Annotated in this window: 18 protein-coding genes; 14 read left to right on the top strand and 4 right to left on the bottom strand. The window is 72.6% G+C overall.

Annotated elements, in window-relative coordinates; genetic code table 11:
- Positions 1-22: 22 nt before the first annotated feature.
- The gene (locus IO36_RS09010; protein ID WP_037617908.1) at positions 23-508 is read right to left on the bottom strand and encodes a VOC family protein; all 486 of its coding nucleotides are present in this window, start codon (positions 506-508) and stop codon (positions 23-25) included.
- Between the two features lie 333 nt (positions 509-841).
- On the opposite strand from IO36_RS09010, the gene IO36_RS09005 reads away from it, so the two are divergent.
- Genes IO36_RS09005 through IO36_RS08995 form a run of 3 tightly spaced genes read left to right on the top strand, consistent with a single transcriptional unit; the run spans position 842 to position 5,364 of the window.
- Positions 842-1,669, top strand: a complete 828-nt coding sequence (locus tag IO36_RS09005; RefSeq protein WP_037617906.1) for an FAD binding domain-containing protein — start codon at positions 842-844, stop codon at positions 1,667-1,669.
- The gene (locus tag IO36_RS09000; RefSeq protein WP_037617903.1) at positions 1,666-4,383 is read left to right on the top strand and encodes a molybdopterin-dependent oxidoreductase; all 2,718 of its coding nucleotides are present in this window, start codon (positions 1,666-1,668) and stop codon (positions 4,381-4,383) included. Before IO36_RS09005 ends, IO36_RS09000 begins: the two co-directional genes overlap by 4 nt.
- Positions 4,384-4,389: 6 nt before the next feature.
- Positions 4,390-5,364: an antibiotic biosynthesis monooxygenase gene (locus IO36_RS08995; RefSeq protein ID WP_037617901.1), complete on the top strand. Its 975-nt coding sequence runs from the start codon at positions 4,390-4,392 to the stop codon at positions 5,362-5,364.
- A 74-nt stretch (positions 5,365-5,438) separates the two neighbouring features.
- Here the strand turns inward: IO36_RS08995 and IO36_RS08990 are convergent, their stop codons facing one another.
- Positions 5,439-5,759: a hypothetical protein gene (locus IO36_RS08990; protein WP_037617900.1), complete on the bottom strand. Its 321-nt coding sequence runs from the start codon at positions 5,757-5,759 to the stop codon at positions 5,439-5,441.
- 774 nt (positions 5,760-6,533) lie between these two features.
- Here IO36_RS08990 and IO36_RS42980 point away from each other — a divergent pair.
- The 10 genes from IO36_RS42980 (at position 6,534) to IO36_RS08940 (ending at position 16,422) form a co-directional block, all read left to right on the top strand.
- A complete protein-coding gene (locus tag IO36_RS42980) occupies positions 6,534-7,724 on the top strand; it encodes an ATP-grasp domain-containing protein (protein ID WP_245173173.1) in 1,191 nt (396 codons plus the stop codon).
- Between the two features lie 124 nt (positions 7,725-7,848).
- On the top strand, positions 7,849-9,090 hold the full coding sequence (locus IO36_RS08980; protein WP_051900177.1) for a hypothetical protein: 1,242 nt from the start codon (positions 7,849-7,851) through the stop codon (positions 9,088-9,090).
- A 19-nt stretch (positions 9,091-9,109) separates the two neighbouring features.
- The gene (locus IO36_RS08975; RefSeq protein ID WP_037617897.1) at positions 9,110-10,327 is read left to right on the top strand and encodes an ATP-grasp domain-containing protein; all 1,218 of its coding nucleotides are present in this window, start codon (positions 9,110-9,112) and stop codon (positions 10,325-10,327) included.
- Positions 10,324-11,199 carry a sulfurtransferase gene (locus IO36_RS08970; protein WP_037617895.1) on the top strand — a complete coding sequence of 292 codons (876 nt, stop codon included), beginning with the start codon at positions 10,324-10,326 and terminating at the stop codon, positions 11,197-11,199. The genes IO36_RS08975 and IO36_RS08970 overlap by 4 nt, the downstream gene beginning before the upstream one ends.
- Positions 11,196-12,458, top strand: coding sequence for an MFS transporter (locus IO36_RS08965; RefSeq protein WP_051900175.1), 1,263 nt, complete (start codon positions 11,196-11,198; stop codon positions 12,456-12,458). The genes IO36_RS08970 and IO36_RS08965 overlap by 4 nt, the downstream gene beginning before the upstream one ends.
- Positions 12,455-13,669: a cystathionine beta-lyase gene (metC, locus tag IO36_RS08960; RefSeq protein WP_037617893.1), complete on the top strand. Its 1,215-nt coding sequence runs from the start codon at positions 12,455-12,457 to the stop codon at positions 13,667-13,669. The genes IO36_RS08965 and metC overlap by 4 nt, the downstream gene beginning before the upstream one ends.
- Positions 13,670-13,923: 254 nt before the next feature.
- A complete protein-coding gene (panD, locus tag IO36_RS08955; protein WP_037617891.1) occupies positions 13,924-14,349 on the top strand; it encodes an aspartate 1-decarboxylase in 426 nt (141 codons plus the stop codon).
- Positions 14,350-14,396: 47 nt separating this feature from the next.
- Positions 14,397-14,741, top strand: a complete 345-nt coding sequence (locus tag IO36_RS08950; protein WP_037617889.1) for a GNAT family N-acetyltransferase — start codon at positions 14,397-14,399, stop codon at positions 14,739-14,741.
- Positions 14,741-15,412: a hypothetical protein gene (locus IO36_RS08945; protein WP_037617887.1), complete on the top strand. Its 672-nt coding sequence runs from the start codon at positions 14,741-14,743 to the stop codon at positions 15,410-15,412. Before IO36_RS08950 ends, IO36_RS08945 begins: the two co-directional genes overlap by 1 nt.
- 785 nt (positions 15,413-16,197) lie before the next feature.
- Complete coding sequence (locus tag IO36_RS08940; protein WP_037617885.1) at positions 16,198-16,422, top strand: hypothetical protein; 225 nt, start codon at positions 16,198-16,200, stop codon at positions 16,420-16,422.
- Between the two features lie 98 nt (positions 16,423-16,520).
- On the opposite strand, the gene gndA is transcribed toward IO36_RS08940, so the two are convergent.
- Entirely contained in the window at positions 16,521-17,960 is a 1,440-nt protein-coding gene (gndA, locus tag IO36_RS08935; protein ID WP_037617882.1) for an NADP-dependent phosphogluconate dehydrogenase, read from the bottom strand.
- Positions 17,961-18,458: 498 nt separating this feature from the next.
- Between gndA and IO36_RS08930 the strand changes: the two genes are divergently transcribed.
- Positions 18,459-19,661 carry a transglycosylase family protein gene (locus tag IO36_RS08930; protein ID WP_037617880.1) on the top strand — a complete coding sequence of 401 codons (1,203 nt, stop codon included), beginning with the start codon at positions 18,459-18,461 and terminating at the stop codon, positions 19,659-19,661.
- Here the strand turns inward: IO36_RS08930 and IO36_RS46755 are convergent.
- The gene (locus IO36_RS46755) at positions 19,651-21,186 is read right to left on the bottom strand and encodes a DMT family transporter (protein ID WP_158997272.1); all 1,536 of its coding nucleotides are present in this window, start codon (positions 21,184-21,186) and stop codon (positions 19,651-19,653) included. The genes IO36_RS08930 and IO36_RS46755 overlap by 11 nt on opposite strands.
- Between the last annotated feature and the right edge of the window lie 56 nt (positions 21,187-21,242).

Genomic DNA, 21,242 nt, shown 5'->3' with positions numbered 1-21,242 from the left:
GCGGCGCCCGGTCCCGGGCAGGTCATCCCGCCGTGGACAGGCGTCGGTGCAGTTCCTCCTCGGAGACGTCCTCCAGGTGGGTCAGGAACACCCACAGATGGCCCGAAGGATCTCTCAGGATCGCGGTGCGGTCGCCGTGGAACATGTCGGTGGGCGGCTGGAGGATCTCGGCGCCGGCCGCCCCGGCGCGCTCCGCCAGGACGTCGACGTCCGGCACGAAGACATGCAGCGTGACGGACGTGCCCCCGCCGAGCGCGGCCGGCGCGGCGAAGGAGCCGGTTCCCGTCCCGGTGGCGGCCGCGTCGCCGAGCATCAGCGCCGACCGTCCTATGGTGATCTCGGCGTGCAGGACGCCGCCGCCCGGGGCGTCGATCCTGAAGTCCTCACGGGCGCCGAACGCCCGCCGGTAGAAATCGATCGCCGCGACGGCGTCGTCGACCATGATGTGCGGGACCACGGCGTAGCGGTAGCGGTCGGGGATCTCGGCGTCCGCTGCGAGCTCGGCCATGACGAACCTCCTTGTACGGCACCGCCGGACGGTCCGCCGGCGTCGGCACGAACCTAGAAGCTCAAGTTCGGTCGAGGTCAACCGCCGAGGCCGGGCCCCCGTCCCCCTGCTGCGATAAGCTGAGTGAAGAGCGTCAGGGCCGCCGATCCACAGCGGCCGTCCCGCGTCGAGCGGTGCGGGACAGCGGCCGACGCCTGCGCGACCAGCGACAGCCTGCGCGACCGGCGCCAGCCGCGCGATCGGCGACAGCTGCTCGATCCGCAGGAATTCCACTCCAATCTCCCCTGGGGAACGCCGACTTCAGCGTGCCCGCGTCCCCGTAGGCCGGTTCCCATGGACCTCAACACCATCACCGAAGTGGTCCGGCGTCCCGCCGGGCATCCGGGCGTGGACTGGCGCGAGGGCGACGCCTGGCTCGCGGGCGGCACCTGGCTCTACTCCATGGAACAGCCGGGCCTGCGACGGCTGATCGACCTGACGGCACTGCCCTGGGAACCCCTCGTCCCGACGGAGGACGGCCTGGAGATCAGCGCCACCTGCACGGTCCGCGACCTGTACGCCTTCGACTGGCCCCTGCCCTGGACCGCCGGAATCCTGTTCCGGAAGAGCTGCGAGGCGTTCCTCTCCTCGTTCAAGGTGTGGAACGCGGCGACCGTCGGCGGCAACATCTGCATGTCCCTGCCCGCCGGACCGATGATCACGCTGACGGTGGCGCTGGAGGCGCGGTACGAACTCTGGGCGCCCGACGGCTCCGTGCGCTTCGTGGACGCCCTCGACTTCGTCACCGGCGACCACCGCAACATCCTGGCGCCCGGGGAGATCCTCCGCCGCGTCACCGTCCCCGAGTACGCGCTGCGCCGGCGCACCGCCCACCGCCGCTTCTCGCTGACCCGGCTCGGCCGCTCGACGGTGTTCCTCGTCGGTACCCAACGGCCGGGCGGGAACGACCTGTTGCTCACGATCACCGCCGGAACGACACGACCGGTGCGCCTCTCCTTCGAGGCGCTGCCCGACGCCCGGACCCTGCGGCAGAGCGTCGACGCCGTCCCGGACGGCGTCTGGTTCGACGACCCCAACGGAACCCCCGACCACCGGCGGCATCTGAGCCGGTACTTCGCCGAGGAGATCCGCCGCGAACTCACGACCGGTGATCTGTCATGAACTACCTGGTGAACGGCCGGGAGTTCGGCCGGGAACCGGCACCGGGCCAGTGCCTGCGCACCTTCCTGCGCGAACTCGGCCACTTCGGCGTCAAGAAGGGGTGCGACGCGGGCGACTGCGGCGCCTGCACGGTGTGGTTGGACGGCACCCCCGTGCACAGTTGCATCACCCCCGCGTTCCGCGCGGACGGCCGCGAGGTGACCACGATCGAGGGCCTCGGCCGCCCCGGCGCCCCGCACCCCGTGCAACAGCGGTTCGAGAACGCCCCGGGCTTCCAGTGCGGCTTCTGCACCGCCGGGATGATCATGACCTCTGCGACCTTCACCGAGGAGCAGAAGGCCGACCTCCCCAGGGCGTTGAAGGGGAACCTCTGCCGCTGCACCGGATACCGCGCGATCGAGGACGCCGTGAAGGGCGTCGCCGCGGTGGAGACGCCGACACCCGGCAAGGCCGTCGGGGCGAGCGTCGGCGCGCCCGCGGGCCACGACGTGGTGACGGGTCACGCCGAGTTCACCATGGACACCCGGATCGAGGGCATGCTGCACCTCAAGGTGCTGCACTCGCCGCACGCGCACGCCCGGATCCGTTCCATCGACAAGAGCGCGGCCCTGGCCGTGCCCGGCGTGCACCGCGTCTACACCTGGCAGGACGTGCCCCGCAGACGCTTCACCACGGCGATCCACACCGACCACCTCGTCGACCCCGACGACACCTTCATCCTCGACGACACGATGCGCTTCGCCGGACAGCGCGTCGCCGCGGTCCTCGCCGACACGGCCGGCGCCGCCGAGGAGGGCTGCCGCCGGCTCGCGGTCGACTACGAGGTGCTGCCCGCGGTGTTCGACCCCGACGCGGCGATGGCCGACGGAGCCCCCCAACTGCACGGCTGCGAGGACCCGTTCGTCCGCGACCCGGTCCACAACATCCTGCTCGAACTCCACTCGCACATCGGCGACGTCGACGCAGGGTTCGCCGCGGCCGACGTGATCCACGAGGGCACGTACTTCTCCCCGCGGGTGCAGCACGCGCACCTGGAGACACACGGGTCCATCGCCTGGATGGAGGACGGCCGGCTGAACGTCCGCACCAGCTCGCAGTCCCCGTCGATCGCCAAGGTCAAGCTGGAGTACCTGTTCGCCCTGAGACCCGACCAGTTGAGGGTGTTCTGCAAGCGCGTCGGCGGCGGTTTCGGCGGAAAGCAGGAGGTGATCGCGGAGGACCTGGTCGCGCTCGCCACCCTGGACACCGGGCGGCCCACCTGTCTGGAGTACACCCGCGAGGAGGAGTTCACCACCGCCTCGCCGCGCCATCCGATGTCCCTGACCGTCAGGCTCGGCGCGAAGGCCGACGGCACGCTCACCGCCTTCCAGGTGCGCAACGTGTCGAACACCGGGGCCTATGGCAACCACGGCGGCGAGACGATGTACGCGGGCGGAGCCGCCGTCATGATCTACCGCTGCCCCAACAAGAAGTACGACGCGTACTCCGTCTACACCAACACCGTGCCCAGCGGGGCGCTGCGCGGCTACGGGATGACCCAGCCGGCGTTCGCCGTGGAGTCCGCGATGGACGAACTGGCCCGCGCCCTGCACATGGACCCCCTGCAACTGCGCCGGCGCAACATCGTGCGGCCGGGGGAGCCCCTCGTCGCCCTGCACGACGGCCCCGACGACGTGATCTTCACCGAGGACGGACTCGCCACCTGCATCGACCTGGTGGGCGACGCCCTGGCCCGCGCCGCTGACCGTCCCCCGCCCGGCCCGGAGTGGCTCGTCGGGGCCGGCGCGGCCAGTTCCCTGCACGAGACCGCGCCCCCGACCGATCACATCTCGGAGGCCTGGGTCACGCTGGGCGACGACCTCGTCTACGAACTGGCCGTCGGCACCGTCGAGTTCGGGGAGGGGACCTCCACCGCCCATGTCCAGATCGCGGCCGGCCAGCTGGGCACGACGCCCTCACGCATCCGGCTGGTGCAGTCCGACACCGACCGCACGGGATTCGACACCGGCGCGTTCGCGAGCGCCGGACTCTTCGTCGCGGGCAACGCGGTCCTGCGCGCGGCCAACGCCGTACGCGACCGCATCCTGGAGTTCGCCGCCGCACACACGGGCGTGCACGTCGTGATGTGCGCGATGGACGACGACGGGGTCGTCTGCGGGGACCGGCGGATGTCCCTGGCCGAACTCGTCGCGCTGGCCCGGGCCCGCGGAATCCGGTTCACCGCCGCGCGCAAGGCGTACGGCTCGCCCCGGAGCGTCACCTCCAACACCCATGGGTTCCGGGTCGCCGTGCACCGCGTGACCGGCGAGATACGGATCCTGTACAGCGTGCAGGCCGCGGACGCCGGAGTGATCATCAACCCGGCGCAGGTGCGGGGACAGATCGAGGGCGGGGTCGCCCAGGGCATCGGCTTCGCGCTGACCGAGAACCACCACGTCGACGCCGCCGGCGTCATGGTCAACCCGAACCTCCGCAACTACCGCATCCCCGCCTTCGCCGACATCCCCCGTACCGAGGTGCTCCTGGTGGGCTCGTCGGACTCGGTCGGGCCCATGCGGGCCAAGGGGATGGCCGAGTGCTGCATCAACCCGGTCGCCCCGGCGCTCGCGAACGCGGTGCACGACGCCACCGGCGTCCGCTACCGCGCCCTGCCGCTGACCCCGGAACGTATCTACGGCCGGCTCCCCACGGAGCACTCGGTACCGGCGGGCTGAGCCACCATGAACGCCGAAAGGAACCCGGCCGCCACGGCGACGGCGATCATCGGCCAGAAGGTCCTGCCGGGCAGGGGCCGGGAGTTCGAGGCGTGGCAGCGGGAGCTCAACACCGCGGCCGCCGCCTGTCCCGGATTCCTCGGCGCCGAGATCTCCGCACCGACACGGCTCCAGTCCGACTGGGTGATCGTCTACCGGTTCGACTCCGTGGCCCATCTCCAGGCGTGGATCAACAGCCGGACCAGACAGTCCCATCTCGACGCCGGCGCACGGTACTTCGACGGCCCGGCGACCCAGCAGGTGGTCAGCAGCGGCCCCCAGGCCCTGGACCCGCTGGTCACCGTGGTGGTCACCCACCGCGTCCCGCCGGACCAGATCGACAACTTCCTCGACTGGCAGCGGCGCATGGTCCGGGAGGAGAGCCGGTTCGAGGGGTTCCGCGGCACGGAGCTGTTCCGCCCCATCGAGGGCCTCCAGGAGGAATGGACCACGCTGTACCGCTACGACAACGCCGAACACCTCGACGCCTGGCTGACCTCGCCGGCGCGGCAGGCGATCCTCGCCGAGGGCGAGAAGTTCAGCGACTTCCGCCTCCGTACGATCGACAACTCCTTCGGCAGCTGGTTCGCCTTCGACAGCAACGGCAAGGAGGCACCGCCGCCGGCCTCCGAGACCAGGACCTCGCTCGCCGTCTGGGTCGGTCTGTACCCGACGGTCGTCCTGCTGTCCCTGCTCCTGGCCCCCGCCCACATGCCGCTCTGGATCAACCTGCTCGTCGGCAACCTGCTGTCGAGCTTCATCATGAGCTTCCTGACCATGCCGTACTACGTGAACCCCCTGCTCGGCCGCTGGCTGCGCCCACCCCCGCACGAATCCCGGTCCCGGAGCAACCTCCGCGGCCTGGGCCTGGTCGCCGTGGTGATGGCCTTCTGGGCGCTGGTGTTCTACCTGGTGACGGTGCGGTGGTGGACGCTGCCTTGAGGGCACGGCGCGCGCGGCCCGAGTGCGTCGTCACATAAGGGCTCTGAGCGTGCGTCACGCCCGTTGTGCGGAGTTCAGGACTGCTGGGCGAGCTTGGTCTCCCGGGCCAGGTCCGTGGCGGCCAGCAGGCTCAGCCCCGGCAGTTCCTGGCGCAGGGCGCGGATCGCCGCCACCTCGTGGGTGACGGGGTTCACGCCGTCGCGCTCCAGGATCCCGCGGGCCCAGCGCACCCGCGGCTCACCGCCGCGCTCCGCGAGCTCGTCCAGGATCCGCGCGGCCCGCCGCAGCCCGGGAGCCTCGTCGGCGGGAGCGTCCGACAGGGCCCCGCGCACCGCGTCCCGCGCGTCGTCGAGGTCGCTGAGCGCGATCAGATGTGCTTCCTTCTTGCTGAACATGTTCCGTTCCTTCCCCCATGGTGTGCGTTCGCGATCACCGCCCGAGACAAACCGGACGGATGATCTTCCGTTCACGCTACAGGCTGTTCCGGGCGGCTCCAGCGCGGCACAGGCGAAATTCCGCCGTCGAGGCCGACGTTGGGGAACTGTCACCAGAGGTCGGACGCCGGCCTTCCGCCCGGGCCGGGCTCCCGTTTCACCGCCGCCCGGCACCCCCGCCCGACACTTGACCAAAAACCGCCGACAACCGGCATCTCCCGCTGCGGTTTTGTGAACGGAGTATGTCCTGGCGGGCGAAAACTTGGCCGGAATGGCGTGGCGGGGGTGTTCGTGGACGGATGTGCGCCGTCCCTCCGTCGGCCGTACGAGTCCTCAAGTGAGCCCTGTGAATACGGGCGATCGCCAGGTCAGACGGGGTCGTAAGGATTGATTGTGACTGTCTGTGAATGTGTTGACATCCTTTGAGAACGCTTGCGATTGTTCTGCCCGCCGCGTCGACCGAACGAGCAGTCGGCGCGGAACGGGGGAGGAAAAGTGGACGCGGTGAGCACGGATGCGCCGGACGAGGACTGTCCGGGGCACGCGGACGGACCGGGCGGGGACCGCCCGGGGAATGCGGCCGGGTCGGACGAGGGCCGTTCGGGGCACGGGTCGGACAGGGACCGTCCGGGGCACGGGTCGGACAGGGACCGTCCGGGGCGCGGGGCCGACGGGGGCCGTCGGGGGAGCGCGGACGGCGTCTCCGTTCTCGTGATCGTCGGTGCCAATCCGACCGTGGCCAGGGCCGCCGCGTCCTTACCCGGTGAGCTGGTCCACGTCCAGCTGCCCGGCGCCCCCGCCCTCGACCCCGGTACCCGGGTCCTGACGGCCGACTTCCGGGACCTGCCCGCCTTCCTCGACTTCGCCGACGAGGTGCTGCGCCCCCTGCGGCCCGCCGCCGTCGTCTCGCTCACCGAGTTCGGCCTGGAGCCGGCCGCGCTGGCCGCCCGCCGGCTCGGCGTCACCGGCGTCGATCCGGACGTCGTCCGCGCCACCCGCGACAAGCTCGCCATGCGGCGGCTCCTGGAGCGCCGGGCGCCCCATCTGAACCCGGCCTTCGCGGCGGGTGACGACACCGAGGCGGTGGAGCGGCTGTTCGCCGCGTACGGGCGGGCCATCGCCAAGCCGGTCGACGGGGTCGGCAGCGCCTCCGTCGCCCTGGTGGAAGGCCTCGACGCGCTCCCGGCGGACCGCCGCAGCGCCGCCACGCTGCTGGAACAGTTCGCCGAGGGGCGGGAGTTCAGCGTCGAGGTGCTGTCCGTCGGCGGACGGCACACCGTCATCGGCATCGCCGAGAAGGGCACCACGGACGGCTTCGTCGAGATCAGCCACATGATGCCGCCACCCTCCCTGGACCCGCGCCGCCAGGAGCTGGTCGCCGGGGCGGTCGGCGAACTGCTCGACGTCCTCGGGCTCACCGACGGCCCCAGCCACACCGAGGTCATGGTCGACGGCGACAAGATCGCCGTGATCGAGACCCACACCCGGCTCGGCGGCGACGGCCTCGCGGACCTCGTCCGGCTGACCACCGGAGTCGAATGGCGCCAGGCCGCCCTCGGCTGGGCGATCGGCGCGGAGGTCCGGCAGGACCCCGCCACGGCGCCCGCGGCCGCCACCGTCTTCCTCATCGCCCCGCCCGGTCGCGTGACGGCCGTCGCCCCGGCGCCGGACCTCGCCCACGGGCGGATCCATGCCTGGGACCTCTCCGTCCGGCCCGGCGACACGGCCCGGCCGCTGCGCTCCTCCGCCGACCGGCTCGGCATGGCCGTCCTCACCGCGGACGGCACCGAGGCCTGCGCCGCGGCGGTCGCGGAACTCGTCGCCCGTCCGGTGATCACCACCGCGCCCACCGCACCCAACCTGTCCACCGCACCTGCCGCGCCCACCGCGCCCGCCGCTCCGACCACGCCCGAGCCGCGCCCCTGACGCGGAGGCGCCCCGCGCTTCCCCGCCCTCCGGCCGATCCCGCGCCTCCGCGCCCTTCGGCCGATTCCCGCTCCGCCCAGCCTTCCTGCCTCGTTCCTGACCGCATCATCCAACCGGGGGTCACATGTCTGTTCAGAATGCGCCGATTTCGTACGACTTCCACGGCGATGTTCCGTTCTCCACGCCCTTCAAGGACATCGAGCCGGACGACATCCACATCTACCTCGACCTGGACACCAAGGTCGGCAAGAACACCTGCGGCCAGAAGTGCTCCCACTGCTGGTTCGTCAACTACGAGAAGGTGTACGACAAGTCCTTCGCCATGGAGGAGGGCCCCCGGATCCTGGAGGGCCTGCAGTCGCACGGGTACCACGTCTACCCCCGCTACGTGGACAGCTTCGCCTACGACGGCGAGTTCATGAACCTCTACGGACCGGCCAACAACCGTGAGTTCCGGCAGGAGTTGGACCACACCCCGACCGCGACGATGGAGAAGGGAGACGCCTGGACCAGCGGCCGCCCGCTGCTCGCCGACAACTGGCGCGAACTCCTCGACCGGGCGGTGGAGAACGGCTACGGCACCATCTCCATCACGTACCACGGCGTGATCGACGAGAACCTCGAGGTCACCGATCACAAGTCGTACCCGATCAAGGGCGTCTTCTCCGGCGCGGACACCGAGGAGGTGCTGCGCCGCATCGAGGCGTACAACGAGGGAGTCGCCCCCGAGGACGCCTTCCGCGTCAACATAGGGGTGACCGTCGGCCGCCACAACCACGGCCGCACCTCGCTGGAGCGCTACGCCCACTACTTCAACAAGCTCGGCGTGGCCACCGTCCGGTTCAACAACTTCACCGACCACGGCAACCGCCACCCCGAACTGCGCCTGAGCCGCGAGGAGGTCGAGCAGGCCTACCGCGACTTCAAGTGGCTCCACGAGGCGGTTCCGCTCCGGTTCCAGCTCGGCGTCAGCGAGGACTTCGGCACGTTCGGCATCAAGGCCATGGGCTTCCCCGGCCACGTCGGCTGGTGCCGGGCCGGCCGCCAGCTCTTCGCCGCCATTCCCGCGCCGGAGGCGGTCCTCTCCGAAGGGCCCGAGGGGCGCCGCGAGAAGATCGGGGACATCGTGGGCTGCGTCAACACCTTCGAGCCGCACCTCGGCATCCTGACCCGCACGGTCACCGCCGAAGAGACCACGTACGACGTGGAGTTCGACCACGACGAGATCGAGGCGTTCACCGCCAAGCGGATGGCCGGCACGTACAAGGACGGCTGCTTCGCCACCGAGCTGTCCGAGGAACTCGGCCTGATCTCCCGGGTCCCCGAGCGGCGCCGCCTGCCGCTCCTCGTCGAGTCCGCGTCCTGAACCGAGAGAAGACCCCGCAATGCGCCACATCCTCGTCTTCGCCAAGACGCCCTACGCCAAGACCCCGTACGACCGCTGGCTGGCCGGATCGGGGATCGTCCCGGTCATCGTCACCACGCCCGAGTACGCGCCGGGTTACGCCCATCTCCCGCACGTGCACGCCTTCGACGCGTACGACACCAACCAGCTGGTCGAGAAGACCGCGCTGCGGCTGGCCCGTTCGTTCGCGGTCGAGGCGGTCTTCGCCCGGGCCGAGGCCGACGTCGTACGGGCCGCGCGGTTGCGGGAGCTGCTCGGCCTGCCGGGCCAGCACACCGCGAGCGCGCTGGCCTTCCGCGACAAGGTCGTGATGAAGGACCACCTCGCGGGCGGACCCGTCGACGTGCCCGCCTACCGGCGGATCGACTCCGCCTTCACCGTCCTGGACTTCGTCGCCGAGCACGGCTACCCGGTCGTGATCAAGCCGGTGTCCGAGTCGGGCTCGCTGGGTGCGGCGATCGTCCGCGACGAGGCCGAGCTGGACGCCTACCTGGCCGCCCCGTGGCAGGGCGTCAGCGAGATCGAGGTGTTCGTACCCGGGCAGATGTACCACGTGGACGGGCTGGTGGCCGGCGGCGAGATCGTCTTCGTCCACCCCTTCCGCTACGTCAACGACTGCCTCTCGTTCCGGAGCAACGACTGGGTGGCCAACCTGCCGCTCACTCCCCAGGACCCGCTGTACGACCGGCTGGTCAAGGCGGTCCGGGCCGTGCTGGCCGAACTGCCGACACCGCCGCAGACCGCGTTCCACGCCGAGTTCTGGATCACGCCGGACGACCGGCTGGTCTTCTGCGAGATCGCCAGCCGTACCGGCGGGGGCATGATCAGCGCGATGGTCCGGCACGCCTTCGGGATCGACCTGGACAAGGAGTGGCTGTACGCCGAGTGCGGTCTGCCCTCGACGGTGGACACCTCCGGGTACCGGCCCGCCGGCGCCCTGTGCATCCCGCCGCACAACGGGGTGCTGGAGCAGCTTCCCTCCGAGGCCGGACGGCCCGCGTGCGTCCGCGAGGAGATGTTCACCGGGGCGGTCGGCCAGGAGTTCCACGGCGGGGTGAAGTCCGGTCTGTTCCTGGCCGGTTATGTGGTCGACGGGGACAGCGAGGAGGATGTGGCCGCCAATCTCGAACGCGTGGCGGGCTGGTTCTCCGACAACTCCCGGTGGCGGCCCGCCCGGTCCTCCGGAGGTATCGCATGAGCACCCCAACACCCGCTGGAACCAACGCCGTCGGCGTGCCCGGCCCGCTCGTCGCGGCGGACTGGGTGGCCGGGCGGCTCGGGCAGGAGGGCCTGGTCCTCTTCGACGCCTCCGTCGGCGCCCGCCGCGGCGGCGCCCCGCACATTCCCGGAGCCCGCCCCTTCGACCTCGACGGGGACCTCTCCGACCACACCACCGCGGTGCCGCACACCATGCCCGGCACCCAGGAGCTGGCCGAGGCGTTGCGGGCCCTCGGCGTGCACGACACCGACACGGTCGTCGTCTACGACGCCCAGGGCGTCTACTCCAGCGCCCGTGCCTGGTGGATGCTGCGCGCCATGGGCTTCGACCGGGCCGCCGTCCTCGACGGCGGACTGCCCGCCTGGACCGCGGCAGGGCACCCGGTCGACGACGGGCCCGCCGCGTACGACGGCCCGCGCGGCACGTTCGCCGCACGGCCCCGGCCCGGTCTGATCGTGGACGCCGACACCGTCGCCGCCGCCCTCGCCGACCCGGACGCCGCCGTCCTCGACGCGCGGACCCGGGAACGCTACGCGGGCACCGCCCCCGAGCCCCGCCCGGGACTGCGCGGAGGCCACATGCCGGGCTCCGTCAGCCTCCCCTTCGGCGAACTCCAGCACGACGGCGGGCGGATGCGCCCGGCGGACGAACTGCGTACGGCGCTGAAGGAGGCGGCCGGGGACCGCGAGCGGCTGTACTTCAGCTGCGGCTCCGGGGTCACCGCCTGTGTCCTTGCGCTCGGCGCCACCCTGGCGGGATACGACCGGCTCTCCGTGTACGACGGCTCCTGGAGCGAGTGGGGCCTGCCCTCGGAGCGCCCGGTGGCCACCGGCGAGGGCGATTCGCCGTGAGCGGGGGGCGCACCGGCGGCGGACTCGCCGCGAAGTACCGGACGTTCACCGGTCTGCCGTCCGCGCTCAAGGCCCTGATCGTCCTGTCGTTCGTCGTCGCGCTGGGAAGCTACATGGTCACCCCGTTCATCGGGGTGCTCATGGTCGAGACCGTCCACCTGGACGTCCGGGTCGCCGGGGTGCTGGTGGCGGTGGCCACCTTCATCCAGTTCGGCGGCAGCATCCTGGGCGGCGCGGTCGTGGACCGGCTCGGGCTCAAGCGGACCATGGTGTTCGCGCTCACCCTGCGCACGGCCGGACTGGTGCTGCTCGGGGTGGCCGTCAAGGTGCCCTGGGCGGCGTACCCGGCCGTCGTCCTCGTCGCGGGCGGCCCGGCGCTGTACCTCCCGGCGAACAAGGCGTACATCGTCACCAGCGTCTCCGACGAACTGCGCCCGCTGTTCCTCGGGGTGAGCAGCGCCGCGCTCAACGCCGGTATGGGACTCGGCCCGTTGCTCGCCGCGCTGCTGGTCGACGCCGACCCGATGGCACTGCTCATCGGTCTCGCCGGACTCTTCGCGCTCATCACCGCGGCCCACCAGGTCACCCTGAAGTCCGCCGCGCGCCGGCCGGTGGCGGTATCGGAGACGGCGGGGGAGGAGCGGACCGCCGGCACATGGACGGCGCTGCGGGGAGCGCTGCGGCCCATCCTGTTCACCGCCCTCGCCTACTACCTGTACTTCTTCTTCCAGAGCTTCATGGGTCTGTACGCGGCCGGTGTGTCCGACATCAAGGCGCTGGGCTGGGTGATGCTGCTCAACTGCGCCATGGTGGTCGTGCTGCAGCCGGTGCTCGCCGAGCGGATCGCGCGGGCGGACTACCGTCTGCTGGTGGCCGGTTCGTTCGCCGTGATGGCGGCCGGCATGGCGGTCATGGCCCTCGGCGGCACCCCGGCCCTGCTGGCCGGCACCGCGCTGTTCACCCTCGGGGAGATCTTCCTCTTCCTCCGCTGCGACCTGGAACTCGTCGAACTCCTGCCGCGCAACGCCGCGTTCGCCTTCGGCGTGCAGCGGCTCACGGGCGGCGTAGGCGGACTCCTCGCCGGAGTCGTCGGCGGATTCGTCTTCGCCCACTACCGCTCCCACGGCCAACTCGGCACGTTCTGGCTGGTGGTGGCGGCCCAGTGCGTGGTCGCGGCGCTGCTCGCCCTGGTCCTGGGCCGCTTCCGGCGGCCCGCCGTGCCCGAAACGCCCCTGGCCGAACCGGCGGTGAGCCGGTGAAGGAGCCACTCGACGCACCGGACACCCGCTATGTGCACGCCGGTTCGGACCCGCGCCGACAGGGCGGCTACGTCAACCCGCCCGTGCACCACGCCTCCACGGTCCTCTACCGGGACGTGGCCGAGATGGACGCCTCCCAGGCCGACCCGCTCAAGCGGGGCGGCCCGGTCTACGGCCGTTTCGGCACCCCAACCAGCCGCGCCTTCGAGGAGGCGCTGACCGAGCTGGAGGGCGGCCACGCCGCGGTGGCGACGTGCTCCGGCCTCTCGGCGATCACCACGACGATCCTCGCGTACGTCCGGGCCGGCGATCACATCCTCGTCAGCGACTCGGTATACCTGCCGACCCGCACGTTCTGTGACTCGCTCGCCGCCCTGGGCGTGGAAACCGAGTACTACCGCCCGACCGCGGACGGCGCCGCGATCGCGCGGCTGATCCGCCCGCACACACGGCTGCTCTACCTCGAGTCCCCGGGCTCCACCACCTTCGAGGTGCAGGACATCCCGGCCCTCACCGCCGTGTGCCGGGCCCGCGGGGTGGCCACCGTCGCCGACAACACCTGGGCCACGCCCGTGTTCCACCGCCCGCTGGCCCTGGGCGCGGGCGTCGACGCGGTGGTGCACTCCGCGACCAAGTACCTGACCGGGCACGCGGACAGCATCCTCGGGGCGGTCGTCTGCACCGAGGAGAGCTACCCGCTCGTCCGGGCCGCGGCGATGCGGCTCGGTCAGTGCGCGAGCGCCGACGACACGTATCTGGGCCTGCGCGGCCTGCGCACCCTCGGCGTGCGCATGGCCCGCCACCAGGAACAGGGCCTGGAACTGGCCGACTGGATCGCGGGACGGGAAGGCGTCGCGGCGGTCCTGCACCCGGGGCTCCCGGGGGACCCCGGCCACGCCCTGTGGCGCCGCGACTTCACCGGCGCGGCAGGCCTGTTCGGCGTGGAACTCGATCCGTCCTTCGGCAAGCCGGACATCGACGCGATGCTGGACCACCTGCGCCTCTTCGGCCTCGGCCACAGCTACGGCGGCTACGAAAGCCTGATCGTCCCCACGGACCCGGTCTCCCGCCGCCTGCCCGACACCTGGCCGGGCCGGGGGCCGCTGCTGCGCCTGCATGCGGGTTTCGAGGCGATGTCCGACTTGAAGCGGGATCTGGGGGAGGGGTTGGGGGTGCTGCTCGCGGGGCGGGCGGCCGCTCTCAAGGGGTGAAACCCCAGGGACGCGGCCAGGGCTGTGCCCGAGCCGCCCGCACGCGTTCCGACCCGTCACGTGTTCGGGACTGGCCCGCGCCGCGTTCCGACCCGTCATGCCGAGAGGTGGCGCGAAACGCCCTGGCGGCGGGCGGGTGTGGGGTCTCGAACACCCAGGGGAGGCTGACCGGGCGGGGCGTATCGAGGTAGTCTCCGGAGACCGCCCTTGACCTGCAGGAGCAGGCAGGGAGCTGACGATTCGGGAGTCCTTCCGTGTTTCGAACCATGTTCAAGTCCAAGATCCACCGTGCCACGGTCACCCAGGCCGACCTGCACTACGTCGGGTCCGTCACCATCGACGCCGATCTGCTCGACGCCGCGGACCTGCTGCCCGGTGAGCTCGTCCACATCGTCGACATCACCAACGGTGCACGGCTGGAGACGTACGTCATCGAGGGCGAGCGCGGCTCCGGTGTCGTCGGGATCAACGGTGCGGCGGCCCATCTCGTGCACCCCGGTGACCTGGTGATCATCATCAGTTACGCTCAGGTCACCGACGCCGAGGCGCGTGCGCTGCGCCCGCAGGTCGTGCACGTGGACCGCGACAACCGGATCGTGTCCCTCGGCGCCGACCCGTCCGAGCCGGTACCGGGCTCGGACCAGGAGCGCAGCCCGCAGGCCGTGCCCGCCGGCCTCTGACTGGCGGCCCCGGCGGTAACGCAGGACCCAGGACCCGAGGAGTGCCCGTGAGCGACATCGAGATCCGCGACGACCGGCCGGGCGGCCGCCTGGAGGCCGTCGCCGACGGCCAAGTGGTCGGACACATCGAGTACTTCGTCCTGGAGGAGCCCGCGCGCGCCCTCGTCCCGGTGCACACGATCGTGGAGCCGGAGCACGAGGGCAAGGGCATCGCCGGGTCCCTCGCCCGTGAGCTGTACGGCATCGCCGCCCGCGAGGGTGTCGTCGTCGCCCCGCTCTGCCCGTACGTCGTGCGGTGGGCCGAGCGGCACCCCAAGGAGGCCCCCGTGGCCGACCCGGTGCTGCTGAGCGCCGCCGTGGACTGGCTCAAGGCGCATCCCGGACGCTTCTGATGCCCGCGCATCCCGCCCGGTCCGCGCCGGTCGCCCTGCTGCACACCTCCCCGGCGCACATACCCGTCTTCGACGCCCTGCGGGACGCCGACCACCCAGGCCTCGCACTGCGGCACCTGGTGGACGAGGAGCTGCTCGCGCGTGCCCGGCGCGAGGGGCCGGACGCGGTGGCCGGCGAGGTGCGGGCGATGCTGGCCGGCGCCGTCGCCGAGGGCGCCGGGGTCGTCCTGTGCACCTGCTCGACCATCGGCGCCGTCGCCGAACGGACCGACGTCGGCGTTTCCGTGCTCCGGGTCGACCGTCCGATGGCCGCCGCGGCGGTGGCCGCCGGGCCCCGGGTCGTCGTCCTCGCGACGGTCGCGAGCACCCTGGAACCGACCGTCGCGCTCGTCGAGGAGGAGGCCCGCCGCGCGGGCCGCCCCGTCGAGGTCCGGACGGCCCTGGTCGAGCGCGCGTGGGCATTGTTCGAGGCCGGGGACACGGACGGCTGCGCCAAGCTGGTGGCCGAGGCCGCCGACGCGGTCACCGACGCCGACGCGATCGTCCTCGCCCAGGCGTCCATGACGTCTGCGGGCCGGTTCACCACGACCTCGGTGCCGGTGCTGTCCAGCCCCCGTCCCGGCCTCGCCGCCGCGGCACGGGCGGCCCACGCGGCGGCGCCGGCCGGGTAGCACCGCCGGACCGCCCCGGTGGCGCGCCGCGAGCCGGTTCCGCCGACATGCGTCTCAGAGAGGCGGCGCTGCGGACTCCGGGCCGACGGGTCTGCCGGCCGTTCGCGCGGCGTGGTCCCGGTCGCTCCCGCCCACGTGCCCTTCCCCGTACGACGGGGTGAGTGGTGGGGGCGTGGGCTTCGGGTCCCGCGTGGGTGCTTGCCGCCCTCGGCGCGACCCGGCTGCACTCCTGGGTGCCGTTCTTTTGCACGGTGGGGTGAGCGCCTGCTCGGTTTCGGGGCCCAGCGTTCACTCCCCGTGTGCGTGTTGCGCCACCCGGGTGTCGTCCCCCGTGCGGCGGGGTGAGTGGGGGCTCGGGGGGTGGGTACGCGGGAGACAAGTCCAGAGGGCCGACGTACCGACTGGCTGGAGGACCGCCATGACGCAGCCGTATCCCGACCCCGTGCCGCCGGGACCCACCCCCGGGCCGAGCCCCGAGCCCCCGGGGCCGTCGCCCTTCCCCGATCCCGTGCCCAGCCCGGGTCCGGACCCCGCTCCGGGGCCGACGCCCGGGCCCACCCCGGTGCCCGACCCGGGCGGTCCGGATCCCGTACCGGGGCCCGATCCCGTACCTGGGCCCGGCCCCGTACCCACCCCGCCACCCGTCCCGAAGCCGCCGGGCCCCGACCCGGTGCCCGAACCCCAGCCCCGGCCCGAGCCCCTGCGCTGAGGGCCGCAGAGACCGACCGGACCTCGGCAGCAGGGCCGGAGGCCGTTCCGTGCGCCCGCCTCAATAGACTCGCCGCGTGAACAACATACGGTGCACCCAGTGCGGGGTCGTCGGGCTCGAACCGGGCTTCGTCGAGGACTCGGGGCAGGGCTCCCGCGGGTTCGCGCGGTGGGTCGAGGGCGTGCTCCAGCGGGGCCCGCTGGGCGGCGCCCGGCTGATGGGCCGCCCGCGTTGGCAGATCGACGCCTTCCGCTGCCCCAAGTGCGCCCACCTGGAACTGTTCGCCGCCCAGCGGAGTTAGCGGGCAGGCGCACCAGGGGCCGGCGGGCCCCCGCCGGCAGCGAGGGTCCGCCGGCGGCGGAGGGCCGCACCACGGCGGCCCGGGACCTCCAGGTCCCGCTACGCCTCGACCTCCGACCGGTCCCCGCCCCACAGCGTGTGGAACGAGCCCTCGCGGTCCGTCCTGCGGTACGTGTGGGCTCCGAAGAAGTCCCGCTGGCCCTGGGTGAGCGCGGCCGGCAGACGTTCGGCGCGCAGGGCGTCGTAGTAGGCGAGGGCCGCGGCGAAGCCGGGGGTCGGCACGCCCTGGCGGGTCGCGGCGACGAGGACCTCGCGCCAGTCGTCCTGGGCCGCCGCGATCTCCTGGGCGAACGTCTCGTCCGACAGCAGGCTCGGCAGGTCGGGCCGGGCGTCGTACGCGGCACGGATCCGGTCGAGGAAGGCCGCCCGGATGATGCAGCCGCCGCGCCAGATCGAGGCGACGGCACCGAGGTCGATGTTCCAGCCGTACTCGTCGCTGCCCGCGGTGATCTCGTGGAACCCCTGCGTGTACGAGACGATCTTCGACGCGTACAGCGCCTGCTCGACCCGGTCGGCGAAGGCCCCTGCCTCGGACTCGTCGAGCCGCTGCGCCGTCGGACCGGCGAGGCCGCGGGAGGCGGCGCGCAGGTCCGCGTGCCCCGACAGCGAGCGGGCGAACACCGCCTCCGCGATGCCGGACACCGGCACGCCGAGGTCCAGCGCGATCTGCACGGTCCAGCGGCCCGTGCCCTTCTGCTCGGCGCGGTCCTGGACGACGTCCACGAACGGCTTGCCCGTCGCCGCGTCCACGTGCGACAGCACCTCGGCGGTGATCTCGATCAGATACGAGTCGAGCCGGCCCGTGTTCCACGTACGGAAGATGTCCGCGATCTGCGCGGGGGAGTACCCGGCGACGTCGCGAAGGAGCTGATAGGCCTCGCCGATGAGCTGCATGTCGGCGTACTCGATGCCGTTGTGGACCATCTTCACGAAGTGCCCGGCACCGTCGGGACCCACGTGCGTGACGCAGGGCGCTCCGTCGTCCGCCTTCGCGGAGATCTTCTCCAGCATCGGACCGAGCGAGGCGTACGACTCCACCGAGCCGCCCGGCATGATGCTCGGCCCGTTCAGCGCGCCCTCCTCGCCGCCGGAGACACCCGTGCCGACGAAGTGGATGCCCTGGTCCCGCAGCGCCCGCTCCCGGCGCCGGGTGTCCGCGAAGTGCGCGTTGCCGCCGTCGATGATCATGTCGCCGGGCTCCAGCAGCGGGGCGAACTCCTGGATCACCGCGTCGGTCGGCTCGCCCGCCTTCACCATGATCACCAGGCGCCGGGGCCGCTCCAGCGCCGCCACGAACTCCTTCGCCGTCTCGGCCGCCACGAACGTGCCCTCGTGGCCGAACTCCTCCACCAGCGCGTTCGTCTTCGCCACCGTGCGGTTGTGCACGGCGACGGCGTAGCCGTTGCGGGCGAAGTTGCGGGCGAGATTGCGCCCCATGACCGCGAGACCCGTGACGCCGATCTGGGCTGAAGTGCTCATTCGGTTGGCTCCTAAGAAGTGCGGTAAGTCCGTTGGCCGACGCGGGACATGTTCCGCCGCCGGTGCCGCAGGTCGTCCTCGTGCGTGCTGCTCGCCAGTATTGCCCCAGCCCATCCTGTCGTGTCGCAGGTGTCCCCGCAGGGGAACGTCCCCGCGTCGCGGGGACGGATTTCGGACAGTCCGGGCGGCGCGGGCCGCCTGTGGGGGTGTGCGCGGCGGCCCGTGCGCGGTCCCTGGCGCGGTGCGGCCCGGTGCGGCGGACGGGGCGGACGCGCGCCGGCATCGGACCGGGAGCCCGATGTCGGCGGGGCCGGAGCGGTGGGCGCGGCACGTGGGACTCCTGCCGTCCCTTCCTCCGCCACGCGCCCCGCAGGCGGTCCGGCGACCGACCCGGAATCGGTCAACACCCTTTGTGGAGCGGCCGGTTGCCGCCTTGTCCTGGCCTGTTCCCAGCGTTTACTTTTGCCGCTCCTGACGCATGTCTAGGGGGGCTCGCTCATGGCCGTACGCGGCCGGCACCGCCGGTATCAGCCGAACAGGATCAACCGCGCCTCGCTCACCGTCACGGCGGGCGGCGCCGGGATCGCGCTCCCGCTGGTCGGGGCCGGGGTCGCCCACGCGGCCGACGTCGGCACCTGGAACAAGGTCGCCGCCTGCGAGTCCAGCGGCAACTGGAGCATCAACACCGGCAACGGCTACTTCGGCGGCCTGCAGTTCACCCGGTCCACCTGGGACGCGTACGGCGGCAGGGCCTACGCCCAGCGCGCGGACCTCGCCACCAAGGACCAGCAGATCGCCGTGGCCGAGAAGGTCCTGAAGGGCCAGGGGCCCGGCGCCTGGCCGGTGTGCTCGGTGCGCGGAGGGCTGACCAGAGGCGGCGCCGCCCCCGACATCAGCCCCGAGGGGACCGCCACGCAGACGGCGAAGCAGCGGTCCGTGCGGGACGTGAAGCCGCACGTCACCCCGCAGTCGCGGGCCGGGACCGCCGAGATGTACACCGTCGTGCGCGGGGACACGCTCTCCGGCATCGCCGACTCCCGGCACGTCCAGGGCGGCTGGCAGGGGCTGTACGAGGCGAACCGGACGACCGTCGGCTCCGACCCGGACCTGATCATGCCCGGTCAGCGGCTCACCCTCGACGGCGCCGCCAAGGCCCCGGCGCACACCCGCCACACCCCGGCGAAGAGCCCCTCGAAGCCGCACACCCGGACGCCGGAGAAGAAGACACCGGCGAAGCGGACCCCGGCCGGCAACGCGTCCTCGCACACGACGGCCCCGGCCAGGACCGGGACGCACGCACTCGTGGCGCCCGTGCACCACGCGGCGACCGGCACGCAGTACCACGCCACCGGCTCCCACTGGTCGAAGGGCTACCACACGGGCGTCGACTTCCCCGTGCCGACCGGCACCTCCGTCTCCGCGGTCGCCGCGGGGCACGTGGTCAGCGCGGGCTGGGGCGGATCGTTCGGCTACGAGGTGGTGATCCGGCACGCGGACGGCCGCTACACGCAGTACGGCCACCTCTCCGCTATCTCCGTGAAGGCGGGCCAGAGCGTGGTGTCCGGCCAGCGCATAGGACGCTCGGGCTCCACCGGCAACAGCACGGGCCCGCATCTGCACTTCGAGGTGCGGACCGGACCCGGCTTCGGATCCGACATCGACCCGGTGGCGTACCTCCGGGCCGGCGGCGTCAGGATTTGACTCGGGTGCGGTGGTGGCTGACGAACGGCGTCGGTACGTAGGGCACGCCGAGCATCACCGTCAGGCAGGCCAGCCGCTCGTCCGTCGAGGCCGTCGAGCGGACCTCGATCGTCGGCACCGCGGCCGCCGTCACCGGAGCGGCCGCCGCGGCGGCCATGACGGGGGCGGCCACGCTCGCGGCCGTGACCGGAGCCGGTACGGAGGCGCCGACGGCCCCGGGCCGCGCGAACGCGTCGCCCGGCCTCGGAGCCGGAGCCGCCGGGAACGGGCCGTCGCCCGTCCGCGGGTCTGCCGCTGTGTACCCGCTGCCCGCCTGAGCGGACGGTACGAGCGCGTCCGCGCTGTCCGCGGGCCCGGGCAGTCCGGCCAGCAGCTCCGCCACGGCGGCCTCGGCCGCCGTGAGGGCGCCGAGTCCGGCGGCGACGGGGACGGCGGGCTCCGTACGCCGCTGCTGCGACACGGCGGCCCGTTCGGGGCGCGGTGCCCCGGCCGCGACGGCCGCCACGCTGACCGGGACCTCGGCCACGACCGGTGCCTCGCCCGCGACGGCCTCGCCCGCGACGGTGGCCGGGGCCGTACCGGCGGCCGGGCGCGCCTCCTCGGACGGCCGCGCGGCCTGGGCCCGCGGCACGGAGGCGGGCTCCGGAGCGAGCTCGGGGGCGGGGGCCGTGGATCGGTCGTCGTTGACGGCCCGCTCGCCGGCGATCCGCTCGGTGGTGAGCAGGATCAGACCGCCGGCCGCGACGACGCCGCAGGCCAGGGCGAGCACGGTGCCGGTCGTTCCGTAGCGGAAGGTCTCGCCGAACATCGTGATGCCGACGGCGGCGGCCACGACGGGGTTCACGACCGTCAGCGTGGCCAGCGGGGCCTCCAGGCCGGCGCCGCGGTAGGAGGCCTGCGAGATCAGCATGCCGGCCGTGGCGAAGGCGCCGATGGCCGCGAGGCTCGACAGGTCGGCGAGCGAGACCTGCCGCGACCAGTCCACCGCGACCGTCTTGGTGAACACGGAGGACATGCTGAAGGCGATGCCCGCCGCGACCGCGAGCAGCACGCTGCGCACGGCCGGGTGCCGGTGCGCGGCGCGCCCGGCCACCATGAGGGCCGCGACCGCGCCGCCCGACACCACGCCCAGCGCCAGCCGCTGGGCGTTGCTCAGGGACTGCGCGTCGGACGCGCCGACCAGGGACAGCAGACCCGCCAGACCGACCGTGGCCATGATCGCGCCGCGCCAGGCGGCGGCTCCGGCCTTGCGGCCGACGAACAGGGCCGCCATCGGAAGCGCGAAGACGATCGTCAGCGCGCCGAGCGGCTGGACGAGGCTGAGCGGGCCGAAGGCGAGGGCGACCACGTGCAGCAGACCGCCGAGGCCGGTCAGCGCGACGGCGGCCCACCAGCCGGGCCTGCGCAGAGGTGCGTAGGTCTGGCCGGGAGAGGTCGTCGCGACCTGCTCCTGGATGATCGCGCCGCCCGCGTACGCGACGGCTGAGACGAACGAGAGCACCACGGACAGGGCGAGGGCACTCATGAGTCCCTCCTCTGCGAACGGCGCGGGTCGGCGGCCCGGCGCGACGAACGGTCGGC

This window comes from Streptomyces aureus, assembly GCF_000725495.1.
In the GTDB taxonomy this organism is placed as follows: Bacteria; Actinomycetota; Actinomycetes; order Streptomycetales; family Streptomycetaceae; genus Streptomyces; species Streptomyces aureus_B.
Note: the sequence above shows the minus strand (reverse complement) of the source record. Positions and strands in the feature narration are given on the sequence as shown.

What these genes read in the sequence shown, in the direction of transcription:
- IO36_RS09010 (WP_037617908.1), bottom strand. Translation starts at nt 508, where the DNA reads ATGGCCGAGCTCGCAGCGGACGCCGAGATCCCCGACCGCTACCGCTAC.
- IO36_RS09005 (WP_037617906.1), top strand. Translation starts at nt 842, where the DNA reads ATGGACCTCAACACCATCACCGAAGTGGTCCGGCGTCCCGCCGGGCAT.
- IO36_RS09000 (WP_037617903.1), top strand. Translation starts at nt 1,666, where the DNA reads ATGAACTACCTGGTGAACGGCCGGGAGTTCGGCCGGGAACCGGCACCG.
- IO36_RS08995 (WP_037617901.1), top strand. Translation starts at nt 4,390, where the DNA reads ATGAACGCCGAAAGGAACCCGGCCGCCACGGCGACGGCGATCATCGGC.
- IO36_RS08990 (WP_037617900.1), bottom strand. Translation starts at nt 5,759, where the DNA reads ATGTTCAGCAAGAAGGAAGCACATCTGATCGCGCTCAGCGACCTCGAC.
- IO36_RS08980 (WP_051900177.1), top strand. Translation starts at nt 7,849, where the DNA reads ATGTCTGTTCAGAATGCGCCGATTTCGTACGACTTCCACGGCGATGTT.
- IO36_RS08975 (WP_037617897.1), top strand. Translation starts at nt 9,110, where the DNA reads ATGCGCCACATCCTCGTCTTCGCCAAGACGCCCTACGCCAAGACCCCG.
- IO36_RS08970 (WP_037617895.1), top strand. Translation starts at nt 10,324, where the DNA reads ATGAGCACCCCAACACCCGCTGGAACCAACGCCGTCGGCGTGCCCGGC.
- IO36_RS08945 (WP_037617887.1), top strand. Translation starts at nt 14,741, where the DNA reads ATGCCCGCGCATCCCGCCCGGTCCGCGCCGGTCGCCCTGCTGCACACC.
- gndA (WP_037617882.1), bottom strand. Translation starts at nt 17,960, where the DNA reads ATGAGCACTTCAGCCCAGATCGGCGTCACGGGTCTCGCGGTCATGGGG.
- IO36_RS08930 (WP_037617880.1), top strand. Translation starts at nt 18,459, where the DNA reads ATGGCCGTACGCGGCCGGCACCGCCGGTATCAGCCGAACAGGATCAAC.
- IO36_RS46755 (WP_158997272.1), bottom strand. Translation starts at nt 21,186, where the DNA reads ATGAGTGCCCTCGCCCTGTCCGTGGTGCTCTCGTTCGTCTCAGCCGTC.